Source organism: Sporosarcina luteola, assembly GCF_023715535.1.
In the GTDB taxonomy this organism is placed as follows: Bacteria; Bacillota; Bacilli; order Bacillales_A; family Planococcaceae; genus Sporosarcina; species Sporosarcina luteola_B.
Genome location: NZ_JAMBOI010000002.1, coordinates 47,922 through 62,576 on the forward strand (window position 1 = coordinate 47,922; position 14,655 = coordinate 62,576).

At 43.8% G+C, this 14,655-nt stretch carries 11 protein-coding genes; 10 read left to right on the forward strand and 1 reads right to left on the reverse strand.

Translation table 11 applies throughout. From position 1 onward, the window contains the following. Window positions 1–169: 169 nt before the first annotated feature. The 4 genes from M3191_RS03740 to M3191_RS03755 all read left to right on the forward strand — a co-directional run bounded on the left by M3191_RS03740 (window position 170) and on the right by M3191_RS03755 (window position 4,649). Window positions 170–973, forward strand: a complete 804-nt coding sequence (locus tag M3191_RS03740) for a CAP domain-containing protein (RefSeq protein ID WP_251698179.1) — start codon at window positions 170–172, stop codon at window positions 971–973. A 144-nt stretch (window positions 974–1,117) separates the two neighbouring features. Beyond that, on the forward strand, window positions 1,118–2,554 hold the full coding sequence (locus tag M3191_RS03745) for a spore germination protein (protein WP_251698181.1): 1,437 nt from the start codon (window positions 1,118–1,120) through the stop codon (window positions 2,552–2,554). Next, window positions 2,551–3,570, forward strand: a complete 1,020-nt coding sequence (locus M3191_RS03750) for a GerAB/ArcD/ProY family transporter (RefSeq protein WP_251698183.1) — start codon at window positions 2,551–2,553, stop codon at window positions 3,568–3,570. The genes M3191_RS03745 and M3191_RS03750 overlap by 4 nt, the downstream gene beginning before the upstream one ends. Next, window positions 3,567–4,649: a Ger(x)C family spore germination protein gene (locus M3191_RS03755; RefSeq protein WP_251698185.1), complete on the forward strand. Its 1,083-nt coding sequence runs from the start codon at window positions 3,567–3,569 to the stop codon at window positions 4,647–4,649. The genes M3191_RS03750 and M3191_RS03755 overlap by 4 nt, the downstream gene beginning before the upstream one ends. Before the next feature lie 42 nt (window positions 4,650–4,691). Here the strand turns inward: M3191_RS03755 and M3191_RS03760 are convergent, their stop codons facing one another. Then, window positions 4,692–6,038, reverse strand: coding sequence for an MATE family efflux transporter (locus tag M3191_RS03760; RefSeq protein ID WP_435368134.1), 1,347 nt, complete (start codon window positions 6,036–6,038; stop codon window positions 4,692–4,694). Between the two features lie 117 nt (window positions 6,039–6,155). Here M3191_RS03760 and M3191_RS03765 point away from each other — a divergent pair, with 117 nt between their 5' ends. From M3191_RS03765 to M3191_RS03790, 6 genes are all read left to right on the forward strand, one after another. Further along, complete coding sequence (locus tag M3191_RS03765) at window positions 6,156–7,232, forward strand: undecaprenyldiphospho-muramoylpentapeptide beta-N-acetylglucosaminyltransferase (RefSeq protein ID WP_251698187.1); 1,077 nt, start codon at window positions 6,156–6,158, stop codon at window positions 7,230–7,232. A 198-nt stretch (window positions 7,233–7,430) separates the two neighbouring features. Next, window positions 7,431–10,244 carry a 2-oxoglutarate dehydrogenase E1 component gene (locus tag M3191_RS03770; protein ID WP_251698189.1) on the forward strand — a complete coding sequence of 938 codons (2,814 nt, stop codon included), beginning with the start codon at window positions 7,431–7,433 and terminating at the stop codon, window positions 10,242–10,244. Window positions 10,245–10,308: 64 nt separating this feature from the next. Beyond that, on the forward strand, window positions 10,309–11,547 hold the full coding sequence (odhB, locus tag M3191_RS03775; RefSeq protein WP_251698191.1) for a 2-oxoglutarate dehydrogenase complex dihydrolipoyllysine-residue succinyltransferase: 1,239 nt from the start codon (window positions 10,309–10,311) through the stop codon (window positions 11,545–11,547). A gap of 69 nt (window positions 11,548–11,616) precedes the next feature. Beyond that, entirely contained in the window at window positions 11,617–11,814 is a 198-nt protein-coding gene (locus M3191_RS03780) for a DUF6501 family protein (RefSeq protein WP_251698192.1), read from the forward strand. 60 nt (window positions 11,815–11,874) lie between these two features. Then, window positions 11,875–12,738, forward strand: coding sequence for an ATP-binding protein (locus tag M3191_RS03785; protein ID WP_251698194.1), 864 nt, complete (start codon window positions 11,875–11,877; stop codon window positions 12,736–12,738). Window positions 12,739–12,748: 10 nt separating this feature from the next. Beyond that, window positions 12,749–14,641 carry a vWA domain-containing protein gene (locus M3191_RS03790; RefSeq protein WP_251698196.1) on the forward strand — a complete coding sequence of 631 codons (1,893 nt, stop codon included), beginning with the start codon at window positions 12,749–12,751 and terminating at the stop codon, window positions 14,639–14,641. Window positions 14,642–14,655: the final 14 nt, after the last annotated feature.

Below are 14,655 nucleotides of genomic sequence, written 5' to 3' on the forward strand. Positions count from 1 at the left end.
CCCCGTATTAAATGAAATAATAGTAGAATCAGCCAAAACCATCCAATTCACTTATTGTAGAACCGCCTTTGCCATCGTGTTCAGAAATTAACTGGTCCCTTTGGAAATTCATTCCGATTCTCTACTTCTCCCATGCGTTATGATAGTTTGCGAAGGGAGGAGTTATAAGATGAAAAAATCGATGGCAGTCATCTTGCTCGGTTCGGCGTTCTTATTGTCGAACACAAACAATGCTGAAGCTTCTTACAGCAATAACGACTTGAAAGTGCAAAACGTTCAGTACTATGTATATGAAGGGAACTATTCTGCGTACAATTCAAAAGAGGTTACTCAGTATATAAATACGTACTTGAATGAACTTGAAAAGTATTTTGGTAAAAACATAGAGGTTTCTCTACAACAACCTGAAATTCCGGTTAGAAAGCCTGTAGAGGAAAAACCTATGGAGCAGGCTAAACCAGCAGAACAACCAAAACCAGCAGAACAACCAAAACCGGTTCAACAGCCTCAACCGATTGAACAAGCAAAACCTGTAGAAAAGGCAGAGCCTGTTTTGGAGGAAAAACCGGTTAAAAACACTGTGCAAAATGAAAACATCTCCGCTATTGAAAAAGCGGTACTTGATTTGACCAACGTCGAAAGACAAAAGGCGGGATTGCAGCCTTTGCAAATCGATAAAAATTTAATGAACTCTGCTCGTCAAAAATCAACAGATATGTCGAGAAATAATTACTTCTCACATACGAGCCCGACATATGGCTCTCCTTTTGATCAAATGAAAGCGAACGGCGTTACATACCGTTCTGCTGCTGAAAACATCGCAATGGGTCAGCGTTCTGCTGAAGAAGTTGTGAAAGCTTGGATGGAGTCCCCGGGTCACAGACAAAACATTATGACACCGAACTTTACTCATATCGGCATTGGTTACGATGCAAACGGGAACTATTGGACACAACAGTTCATTCAAAAATAATTGCAATTGAAGAGTCATCCTTTGTGCCGCCATGGTACAGAGGGTGACTTTTTTGATGCAATTCAGGTGATTCCCATATATGAGCCATTACAAAACGTTTAAAACATTTTTGCTGGGCACATACTTTTCCAAGAGGTGAATATCATGGATGACGTAAAATCGAATGACAGTTTGATTTTATATATACAAAACCTTTTCCATGATTCCGCAGATCTTATTGTGCGGAAAATCACTTGGAAAGATGGAGATGGGATTATCTGTTTCTTCTCTACAATGACGGAAAGCAGCGAAGTGAATAAGCAGATTGAGATTCTTCGACTTCGTTCAATTGCTGAACTTCCAAATTGGGCGGGAACCGCAACCTCGAGTGTAGAAGCATTTTCAGTACCGAAATTGGTCAATAGTGTTACCAATGGATTTGTTGCAATTTTTTTCCCTGCAACGAATCTGTTAATGACCATTACAATCCCCTCATTTGAAGTACGTTCAACGACCGAGCCGACTAATGAATTCGTCATTCGCGGTCCCCATGAAGGTTTCGTGGAAAGCATCGACAAAAACATTTCGCTTATCCGGAAGCATCTACCCATTCCAGATTTAGTTAGGAAGGATATACTGATTGGAACAGATACGAATACGAAAGTTACGTATGTGTACATCGAGTCCATCGCTGATAAAAATGTCGTAAACGAAGTTAAAACACGACTTAAAAATATTGATCGTTCCAAAATATACAGCATTGGACAAATCGAGGATTATTTGGAGGATTCGGTTTGGTCTCCTTTCCCCCAGTTTTTGAACACAGAAAGACCGGATCGTGCCGTGGCGAATTTATTGGAAGGGAAAATTGTCATTTTCACGGACCAGTCTCCTTCAGCACTCATTGCACCGGTCACTTTTTTTTCGTTTTATGAGTCACCGGACGATTTTAATGGACGTGTCATCGTCGGATCATTCTTTCGGATGCTTCGATTATTCAGTTTCCTGATCGCCGTTTTCCTGCCCGCATTTTACATTGCTGTCGTCGGCTTCCATTCGGAAATCTTGCCATTCGACCTAAGTAGAAAAGTGAAATTAGCTGTGGAATTTATCCCATATCGTCCAATAATTGAAGCACTAATTGTGGAACTTTTCATAGAAATCATCCGGGAAGCGACAATCCGGCTACCAGCGCCGATTGGTCCAACAATCGGGATAGTCGGTGGTCTCGTAATCGGAGACGCAATTGTCAATGCGGGTCTCGTGTCGAATTTAATGGTGGTTGTCGTGGCAATGACTGCAATTTCAAGCTTTGTCGTGCCGAGCGTCGAAATGAACACGACAATACGGATAATCCGGTTTCCATTCATGCTTGCTGCCACATTTTTTGGTTTTTTCGGCATCGCTATTTTAGCACTCATCTTGTTTATCCATTTACTGAATAGATCTTCACTGAACCAACCCTATCTATCACCGGTTGTCCCATTTGACCCTTCCCGTTTTAAAAATATTTTCTTCAGGCTTCCTTATTATAAGAATCATAAGCAACAACAAACATTTAAACACGGCGGAGGAAAGCGGAAGAAGGGGGATAGAAATTGAACTTCAATATATCTAGAGGTCAGTTTTTTCTTCTTCTTTTTATAGTCCAGTCAGGATCATCATTTTTCTCCTTCCCGTCTCCTTTTATCAATGCAGCAGGGAGGGATGCATGGCTTATCTTCCTCGTTGCAGGGGCGTTCCACTATGTGATGTTGCTCTTCTATGAACAAAATTACAAACATTTTAAGATTGGTCAAATTGTCGGATGGTTGTATAAAGGTTATTGGCTTTTTGTATCCATCGTATATCTTGCCTATGTCGATTATACATTAGCGGTATGGGGGTTCCCGAAAACACCACAATTCATTGTTATCGCAGTTCTAGTCAGTGTATCTCTGTATGCTAATTTAAGCAGGGCGGAAACGGTAATAAACTTGTCTGTCTTGTTAATTCCACTAATATTATTATTTTTAGTATTCCTACAGTTCGCTTGGAAAGATTTAGTGTGGACGAATCTTTTTCCGGTGGGTGAGTCGACGAGTGTGGAATGGACGAAAGGGCTACTAAAAGCACAGCTCGCTTTCATAGGTATTGAACTGTATTTGTTTTTCAGAAAGCATGTTGACAAGAAACAGAAAATAAAAGGTCGACCGTTATTTGTCTATCAACTGGTGTGGTTCTTATTCTTTTTCTTCTCTGTCGTCATAATACTCTTATATTTCACTCCCAAGGGATTGGAAAGGATTCCCGAACCGCTATTATTTCTATTAAAAGCACAGGAAGTTACTTTTGTTGAGCGCCTCGATTTGTTTTTTTTATACATTTGGACGGTATGGACCATTGTCACCGTAACGATAATCTCCTTTGCTGCATTGTATGTTCACCGGCTTCATAGTACTAAGCATGACAAAAGGGATACAATCATTTGGCACATACTCCTCGTCTTGTTGCCTATGCTCTTTTTGTCCAAACAATCTATGGAACAACTGAATGATTTGATCATTTATGTGTATCTTGTTTTTGGCTTACTCGTTCCGGTCACCGTTATAATTACGAATCGGAGGAAGCGGAAATGAAGAAAATCTTACTCGTTTCTATCGCCTGTTCACTTCTACTAGCAGGTTGTTGGGATGAACGACTATACAAGGATATTACCATCGTCCCGCTAATGGGCTATGATGGAGAACCCGGGAAATGGACAGGCTACTTTACACATGCTGTAGTGGCTAATCCTGATAGCATTAGCTTTTCGACTGTTGAAGGAAGCGGCGTTTCCATAGAGGAAGCCCGGCTCGATGCAAATCGGAAGACGAGTGAATCACTTGATCCTACGCAAGTTCTAGTCGTACTTCTCTCTACAAAAGCAGTAAAGACGGATCTCTTGGAGACTTTCGATATCGCTTATAGAATGCCGCGTACCCGGTTAAGCAGTCGCTTTGTCGTAGTGGAAGGGGATTTAGCTCCTTTTATGGAAAAGACAGAAAAAATGGGTAAAGAGGTCCCCGATTACTATGATGAAACTTTAAACACTGCTATATTTGCTTCTATTATTCCTGACGAAGATATCCAGTTAGCTGTCAGATTACTATTAGACGAAGGGATTGACCTTCAATTACCTTACGTGAAAATGTCGGAAACGACAGGCACACCTGAAGTGGCGGGAGTCGCATTGTTCAGTGACAAAGTTTTTTCGGGTCACACGTTAGATACAAAGGAGTCAACCATCATTCAAATTCTTAAAAAGAAGCCTGGGGACGAGACGATGTTCACATTCGAGTGGGAAAAAGAAGGTAAAAAGTATCCGGTTACCGTGGGACTAGTCAAGTACAATAAGAAGTGGAACATAAAGGATAGCAAGATCAATGCTGCCTATAAAATGAAAGTCCAGGTTAATGAATTTGCTTATAATCATTTAGATGAAGAGAAGAAAAGGAAAGAGTTGGAGGGGTTTCTCTCTAAAGAACTGACGAATGATTTTAATGAGGTGATCAAGAAATTACAGGAAGCGAAAAGTGACCCTGTGGGCTTTGGTAGAACAGTACGTGCGTTCCATCCTCACTTATGGAAAAAAGGGAAATGGCAAGATACATTTTCTGAACTCGACATCAATGTAAAAGTCGATGTTGAAATTACGAGAACCGGTATAATAAATTAAATTAAAACCCGCGAGCTAGTATTTAGTATCGCGGGTTTCTTATTACCTGAATTTTCTTTTCTGAATATGGAGTAGACGTAGTGACAACGCGAGTGCTCCGACCGTCAGACCTGAAATGAGGCCGACCCAGTAACCGAATGGACCCAAATCGCTAAACGTCGCCAAAAGATAGCCGATGGGCAAACCCAGCACCCAATAAGACATAATCGCCATTAAAAACGTCATATTGACATCTTTATATCCGCGTAACGCGCCTTGGACGGGTGCTTGGATTGCATCCGATAATTGAAAGAGCGCTGCATAGATGAGGAACTGGGCCGCAATTCCGATAATGCGCACGTCTGTCGTATAGAGAGAGGCGATTTGTTCCCGGAAGATGAGGAGGATGATGATGGCTATGGCACTGAATGCAATTGCAAGACCGACAGCCAAGAAACTGTATTGCTTCGCATCACGGAATTGCCCAGCGCCGACAGACTGTCCGACTAGAATTGTTGCGCCCATCGAAATGCTCAACGGAATCATATAGAGAAGAGACGAGAAATTCAGGGCAACCTGATGTGCCGAAATAACAATGGTCGAATAGTTACTCATCATCAATGTAACCGCGGAAAATATGCTCGTTTCGACAAATATCGAAATTCCGATCGGCACGCCGATGAATAATATCTCCTTCCACCTTACAAATGAAAGCTTGCCCCATTTATTGAATAGCTGGTATTCGCTGAACGATCTGTGTTTCCAAGCGACACCATAGGCAATGAAAAAAATGAGCCAATAGGTGATCGCAGCTGCATAACCTGCTCCGACACCACCTAATTCAGGAAAACCCCAGTTTCCGTAAATAAGAAGATAGTTCGTAAAAATCGTAAGTGGCGCTGATAACAGAATGATAGCCATTGAGACGCGTGTAGCGCCGAGTGCATCGAAGAAACAACGTAATACGGTGTATGCGAAAAGCGGAAACAGCCCTAAGCTCATAGCTTCCAAGTAGTCGGCAGCTACAATCCGGACCTCCTCTTCGAGCGGCATTGATTCGAGGATGGGTGAAACTCCATATCGAATGATCATGAAAACGACACTAGCGAGGGCGATTGACACATAGAGACCTTGCTGAACAGTAAATTTCACTTCTCCGTTCCGGCGGGAACCTATTAGCTGGGCGATTATGGGTGTCAACCCCATCAAGATGCCGGCTAGACCGGTATAGACAGGCACCCAAAACGAAGAACCGATTGTTACACCTGCAAGATGGTATGTATCATATCGCCCAGTCATAAGAATGTCGAAGAAGGTAATCATGTACAGGGCAACCTGCGTAATAAGAATTGGCATAACAATTGTCGCCAGTTTTAACGGCTTTTTATTAAATGGAACGGTAGTTTGCAAGTAAATCATCCTTTAATCCAAAATTACCCCCATTGTACCATGGTTCGTTTGCTATAATGACTATGGAGTTCAAATAAGATGAATTCATATATTTGAGAATAGATGAGGTGAATGGCCATGAAACGGCCTGTTGTATTACTAACCGGGGGCGGCACTGCAGGTCATGTGTCGGTAAATGAAGCACTGATACCCGAATTCATTGATAAAGGATATGAAATCCATTATATCGGTTCCCACGACGGAATTGAAAAAGAATTGATAAAGGATGGTCATCGAGAAGTGACCTACCATGCAATCCAAAGCGGCAAGTTAAGACGGTATTTTTCCATGAAGAATTTTTCCGATCCATTCCGGGTAGGAGCCGGGGTCTTGCAGGCATATTCCATTTTGCGCAAGGTACAGCCGGAAATCATTTTTTCGAAGGGCGGATTTGTATCAGTACCTGTCGTTTTAGCCGCGAAGCTTGCAAAAATTCCAGTTGTCGTACATGAATCGGACGTTACACCTGGACTTGCGAACAAGCTCGCTCTGCCGTTTTCCAAACATATCTTTACGGTCTTCGAACAGACGCTTGACTATGTACCTGCCGGAAAAGCAACTTGTGTAGGGGCTGTCATCAGACCTGAAATATTCCAAGGCGCCAGGAAAGAAGGGCTGCGGATCGCAGGTTTGACAGGAGAGAAACCGATAGTTATCGTCATGGGGGGCAGCCAAGGATCAGCATTGCTTAATAACGCCGTGCGAAAAGAATTGGATGCTGTGCTCGATCGTTTTGAAATTATCCATCTTTGCGGCAAAGGGAATATTGATGAGTCTTTAGAACAGATGAAGGGCTACACACAGTTTGAATATGTGACCGAAGGGCTGCCGCATTTATTGGCGGCATCCGATTATGCTGTATCTCGAGCGGGGTCGAATGCCATATTTGAATTGTTGTCCGTCTTAAAACCGATGTTGCTTATTCCTTTATCCGCTTCTCAAAGCAGAGGGGATCAGCTATTGAATGCATCCCTTTTCGAAGCCCTTGGCATTGCAAAAGTGATGCAAGAAGAGGAATTGAGTGAAAACTCCATGGCTGAACTTTTCAATTCACTCAGGGAAGATGGGGATACTCTAGTATCCAATATGAGAAAAGTCTCACACACGAAATCTCCAGAAACAATGGTGGATTTAATTCTTTCATACAAAAATTAGCTGGAATAGATTTTTGCAGCTGAAAAATGAAAAAAGAGAGTTGCAAATAAATAAACAGGAATCTATTTTTGTTGAATGCTAATATGTCAATAAAATAGTACTAATCCCTTCCCGTTCTATTATTTGCGTGGTAATATGGATACGGATAAAAAATAGAAACACAACATGCCAATAGGCAAAATGTGGAGGTCATTTTACATGTCGAACAATGTTGGTACCCAACGTTCCCCTTATTCGGTATTCGCTGGTCCGAACCTTGGGTATGTAATGGAAATGTATGATCAGTTTAAAGTGTCACCCGAATCGGTGGATCCCGAACTTGCTGAAATGTTCAGAAGCTACGGTGCGCCTTCTATAGAGGGGGCAGATCAAAATACAGCAATGTCAGCTGTGCCAGAAAGTAATTTTGGAAAAGTTCTGGCCGCCTACACGCTAATCGACGCTATCCGCACATACGGGCATCTTGCCTCGGATATATATCCGCTGAACGATAGACCTAAAGATGCAACGCGACTGGAACTTTCGTATTATGGTTTATCCGAGAGTGATTTGCAGTCGATGCCAGCCTCCTTGTTTGTGAAAAATCCGCCCGCCCATGTAGAAAGCGGACTGGATGCAGTAAACTATTTGAAATCATTATACACTGGGAAGATTGCTTATGAATTCTCACATGTAATTGATGAAGAAGAGCGAACTTGGATCCAATCGAAAATTGAAAACGGAGAAATCTCCGTGCAGCTTTCTGAGGATGATAAAAAGGCTTTACTTGAACGGCTTACAAAGGTCGAAGGCTTTGAAAAATTCATTCACCGCACATTTGTCGGGGCAAAGCGTTTTTCCATTGAAGGACTTGACTCTCTAGTCGTCCTCATTGATGAGTTGGTTCGCCGTTCCGAGGCTGACAGAGTGAAGAAGATACTGATTGGCATGGCACACCGTGGACGTTTGAATGTATTGACCCATATTTTGAATAAACCTTATGAAATGATGTTCGCTGAATTTGCCGGCGTCCCATCCGAGCCATTTCTACCTGAAGATGGTTCACTTGCGACGACACATGGCTGGTTCGGTGATGTAAAATACCATATGGGAGCTCTATATAAAGCTCCTTCAGGAACTGAACGCTTCTTAGCTTACAACCCTTCCCACTTGGAGGTCGTCAATCCGATTGTTGCCGGGCAAACCCGTGCTGCACAGGAATCGACAAATCAGGAAGGCCAGCCTAAACAGGATATGAAAGCTGCGTATGCCATCATGATCCATGGGGATGCAGCTTTCCCAGGCCAGGGAATTGTACCTGAAACATTCAACTATAGCCGTGTACGCGGATATAAGACTGGCGGTTCAATCCATATTATCGCCAATAATACGATTGGTTTTACAACTGAGTTTTACGATTCGAGATCGACTCATTATTCGTCAGACCCTGCAAAAGGCTTTGAAGTTCCGGTATTGCATGTCAATGCTGACAGTCCGGAAGATGTCATTGCGGCGGCGTCGTTTGCGTTCGAGTATCGTCAAAAGTTTGGCAAGGATATTTTAATAGATTTAATCGGATATCGCCGATACGGGCACAACGAAATGGATGAGCCGTTAGTGACGAACCCTGTCATGTACCACTCGATCCATAAGCACCCAACTGCACGCCAAATCTACGGTTCCAAACTTGTAGAAGCGAACATCTTGAAAGCTGAGGATGTCGAAAAGATGGATGCTGACGTCTTTGCGGTGATGCAAGCCGCATACGACAAAGTGAAAGAGGATTCCACGAAAGCGAAAGAACGATCTAATGCAACGCCTGATTCTGTCATGGCGGGATACCCAAGGGATCTTGAAACTGGTGTAGATCACGACAGATTGCAACGGATGAATGAAGAGCTGCTTTCGTATCCGGATGACTTCACAGTATTCAGCAAGTTGGATCGGATATTGAAGCGTCGTGAAGAGCCTTTCAAAGGAAAAGGAAAAGTGGACTGGGCACATGCCGAACAATTGGCTTTCGGTTCCATTCTGCAAGACGGTAAACCGATTCGCATTACTGGGCAAGACGTCCAGCGAGGTACTTTCGCGCATCGCCATCTTGTGTTGCACGACGAAAAGACTGGGGAAGAGTTTGTACCACTCCATCATATTAGTGACTCGAACGCTTCATTTGTCGCTTACAATAGTCCATTAACTGAAACTGCTGTTGTCGGTTATGAATTCGGTTATAACTTGGAGAAAGACCAGGCGTTGTCAATTTGGGAAGCCCAATATGGGGATTTTGCAAATATGGCACAAGTGATGTTTGACCAATTCATTTCTTCCAGTCATTCGAAATGGGGCCAACAGTCCGGTATGGTCATTCTACTGCCACATGCATACGAAGGTCAGGGACCGGAACACTCAAGTGCACGTCTAGAAAGATATTTACAGCTAAGCGCGGAGAATAACTGGACGGTTGCGAACATTTCAAGCGCGGCGAACTATTTCCACGTCTTGCGCAGACAGGCAATGATGCTTGGAACTGACGTGGAACGTCCACTTGTCATCGTGTCGCCGAAATCACTTCTTCGTCATCCGCTCGTCGGCGCCGAAGTGAGCGATCTGGCAGGCGGACATTTCCAAACTGTTCTTGAGCAGCCTGGAACAGGCCAAAATCCTGACAAAGTGAAAAAGATTCTATTCGCAAGCGGTAAAATGGCAATCGATCTTGCTGAGAAAGTGAAGGATGGAGAAGGCTTCGACCACTTGCATATTGTCCGCGTGGAACAGCTTTATCCATTCCCATCCGATAAAATTGCGGAAATTGCAGCGCGCTATCCAAAAACGAAGGAGCTCGTCTGGGTCCAAGAAGAGCCTAAAAATATGGGATCTTGGTCATTTGCTTTGGAATACATGCTTGAAATCGCCGGAGATGAGAAATCAGTTTCCTACGTAGGCCGTATTCATCGCGCGAGCCCTTCCGAAGGTAATGGGGAAGCGCACAAAGCAGAGCAACAACGCATCATCGAAGAAGCTTTGAAAAAATAATTTCACATTAATTAAAGATATTTGTTGCCACCGTTGAAACGGTAGAACAGAGGAGGAATTTATTGTGGCTGAAATCAAAGTACCTGAGCTTGCAGAATCGATTACTGAAGGAACGATTGCAAAGTGGTTGAAACAACCCGGTGAAAGTGTTGACAAAGGCGAGTTCATCGTAGAATTGGAAACGGATAAAGTAAACGTGGAAGTCATCTCCGAGGAAGCCGGAGTCATCCAAGAACTTCTTGCTGCAGAAGGTGACACAGTAGAAGTCGGTCAAGTCATCGCAGTCGTAGGCGAAGGTTCCGGAGCACCAGCGGCACAACCATCTGCACCTGCACCTAAAGCGGAAGAGGTTCCTGCAACAGCACCGGCACCACAAGAGGCGGCAGCTGCACAAACAACTGAACAGTCTTCTTCCGATCGTACAATCGCAAGCCCGGCAGCTCGAAAGCTTGCACGGGAAAAGGGCATCAACCTTGCTGACGTATCACCAGTAGATCCAATGGGCCGCGTTCGTGCGCAAGACGTATCAGCACATGGCTCAGCTCCTAAAGCCCCGGCTGCGCCTGCAGCTCCAGCGAAAGCTGCTGCAGCACCGGTACAAGATGGCCGTGAAACGCGTGAAAAAATGACGCGTCGCCGCCAAACGATTGCGAAACGTCTATTGGAAGTGAGACAATCGACTGCAATGCTGACAACTTTCAATGAAATCGACATGACTGCTGTTATGGAACTCCGTTCACGTAAAAAAGACGATTTCTATGACAAGAATGATGTACGTCTTGGATTCATGTCTTTCTTCACAAAAGCGGTTGTCGCTGCTCTTAAAAAGTACCCATACGTCAACTCGGAAATTGATGGCGATGAAATTATCTTGAAACACTATTACGATGTAGGAATCGCAGTTTCAACTGAAGGCGGATTGGTTGTTCCAATCGTCCGTGATGCTGATCGCAAGAATTTTGCTGAGATTGAATCTACAATCGGAGAGCTTGCTGGAAAAGCGAGAGACAATAAATTGACGATTGCGGATATGTCAGGCGGCTCATTCACAATCACAAACGGCGGTGTATTCGGATCTTTGTTCTCGACACCGATTTTAAACGGGACTCAAGTGGGTATCCTAGGAATGCACACAATTCAAAAACGTCCTGTAGCTGTTGGCGATAATGTGGAGATTCGTCCGATGATGTACATTGCATTGTCTTATGATCACCGTGTGATCGATGGAAAAGACTCAGTCGGATTCCTTAAGATGGTCAAAGAATTGATTGAGAACCCAGAAGATCTGCTTCTTGGATCTTGATCTCTGCTTAACTGAAAAGCCCGAGTTTCTCGGGCTTTTTCAAATTACTGAAATTGGATGGTGAACTAAATGTCTTTTAAAGAGTGGACGACTGCCCCGACACTTCGTAAAGTCATGTGTAAGCATGCGGATGCGGCTAAGTATGTCGTGAACGATTGTTTAACACCCGGGAAAGAATATGATGTAAAAAACGAAACAGAGGAATTCATTTTCATCGTGGATAATACCGGGAAAGTCGGCGGCTATTATAAAACATATTTTGAATGAATTTTTACGCCCGGTGCCCACTTTTCGGTACCGGGCATTTTTTAGGAGGATGAGCAATTCATGGATCCATTTATTGCAAATGAAAGGTCAGTTCGGCATGGCAGAGATTACGAAAGGAAATATACAGATTTAATACAGGAAGGGGGCTATATTTCCCCTATCCCAAATCTATGGGAGGATATTCTAGTTGGCGTCGTATTGAAGAAGCCTGTACTTTTAAAAGGCCCATCCGGCTCCGGTAAGACAAAGCTAGCACAGAGCGTTTCTCATTTTTTCAATCAGCCGATGCATAGTGTGAACTGCTCTGTGGACTTGGACGCTGAATCTCTTTTAGGTTTCAAGACGATTAATGTGAGCAGTGGGCAATCCATCATCGAATTTGTTGAGGGCCCGGTTGTTCAGGCGATGAAAGAGGGGCATATCCTCTATATAGATGAAATTAATATGGCGAAACCGGAGACCCTCCCCATTTTACACAGCGTCCTTGACCATAGGCGAATGCTTACAAATCCTTTTACAAGTGAAGTCATTCATGCTCATCCTGATTTTACTGTAATTGCTGCTATAAACGAAGGATACGTCGGAACTTCACCAATGAACGAGGCGCTGAAAAACCGATTCATTTCATTTTCAATCCCTTATTTGACGGGGGAACAATTACGGGAAATCATTCAGGATCTTTATCCTCAAGCAGATGCATTTTTAGTCGATACGATGATGAACATCAATGAAGATCTTAGAAAGCAAGTGGTCAATGGTTTATTGTCTGAGGAAGCTGCTTCAGTCAGGAGTTTATTGGATGCAATAGCGCTGGCGGAGCACATACCGGTAAGACGCGCCATCGGGTACGCCATTGCGGAAAAACTGGAAGACAGGATGGATAGGGATCTCGTCATGGAATTAGTGGAAACATGGGTGAAGTGAGGCGGAAACAATGGTCAAAATAAATCGGTTCATACAATTCAATGATGAAATGATTGATGCGAATTTGCTATTGCTTTACGAAAGGTTAGGGCGAGCGCTTGCGGATGCGGAATTCCTTGAATTGACAGAGCGTAAACTATTCGAATTCCAGCCGAAGGAAGGTACCATTTCAATTAGTGTGTTTTGGAGGCATCGTGCCGAAGAAGTGACGCATGCCGGCCGGTTATCAGATATTTATTTATTGACAGCGGGTTTTTGGAAGCATTTTTCCGTTTCAGATTGGATCCGTTTCAGAAATAAGTACAAAAGCCACCCATTACGGAAGCTTGCTGAAGAGTTGCTGCTCATGTTGGAAGAATTCAGGCTGATGGATGTCGTTGAAAAGAAGAGACCGGGAACGTCCAAGGCATTTTCAATCAGACGGCAACTTATGCTAAACTTCCACAAGGATCGGCTCCTATCCAATACCAATAAGGCGTTCTTGGCTGATGCTTTACTGAATCAGCTGTACATCACATTGCATGAAGGGTTGTTGACCGAATCGCAGGTAGATGGGAATTTGCCGATCAGCCAGATTATGATGATTGCAATGTATGCAACAGACGCGAAATCAACTGAAGAAGTGTCCAAATTGGCAGAGCGTATCATCTTCATGGTCGAGGAAATCATCGAAAATGACCTTATTCATCAATATTATGTTGTCGGAGACGCCATCTCGGAAGAGACAGCCGTATTTCATTATCACGAAGGAATGACGGATGCAGAACAAGGGGAACTGGAACCGAAGGAAACGATTGAGGAAATCTTCCGTACGTGGCATCGTGAAAGTGAGAGCGAATCGGGCGTTCACCTTGAATACGAGCTGGAGCATGGCCGAGCGGGCAGGGGGGAAGGCGAAAACTCGACCGAAGGCAATGAAAATGCCGATGTCCAAGAAACAGGAACTGGACACTCAGAGGGAAATGAAAGCAGCAAATGGTCTGATGAAGAACGGAGCGGTTCTAGGAAGAAGTCAAAGCGGAAAACTGCAGGTCATGACTTCGGCAAGGAGCACATCAATGTCGTATATGAAGAGCAGGCAGTTCAAGCAGTGCGCGATGATGCGAATCTGACTAAGCTGCTAACATGGCGCGAAGAGCAAAAACCGCACGTCCGTTCATTTGCAGAGGAAATGAGAAAGCGGATCGAGTTGAAAGCGGATGCAAAAAGGAACCGGTTGATGAAGGGCAGGTTGTCGACGAAATTGACGACGTTGCTAGTGGATGAACGCCCTCGTCCTTTTTATCGGAAAAACGTTCCTTCGGAAAATCTGGACGCGGTATTCGGTTTGCTAGTAGATGGCTCTGCATCAATGATGGATAAGTTGGATGAAACGAAGAAAGCTGTTTTGCTATTCCACGATGTATTAAGGGAGCTATCCGTCCAACATGAAATATCCTCCTATTACGAAGATGCCAACTATGCTTCGAAGGATGTTCAGCCTAATGTGTTTGGAATGATGCATACATTTGAAGATAAGTGGAAAGATGACGGATTGACTATTCTCTCATTTGAGACGAATGAGGATAATCGGGACGGTTTTGCGATTAGATGGATGACGCGCAGGTTGCTAGGAATACCGGAGAAGCATAAATTCCTTCTCGTATTTTCGGACGGTGAGCCATCTGCCTTTGGTTATGATCGGAATGGAATTCTGGATACGAGGGAATCTGTATTGGAGGCAGAGAAAATGGGGGTCTCTGTCATCCATTTGTTCTTAGCATCAGAGGAGCCGACAGATGATCAGCGTGCACTGTTCTCAATGATGTTCGGAAGTAAATCGGCAGCATCGCAATCTGTTGACCATTTTACGGACCAGACATTGAGAATTTTAAGGAAACTGTTAGCAATTGTAGTGGGTTGAGAGAAGGAAAAAAC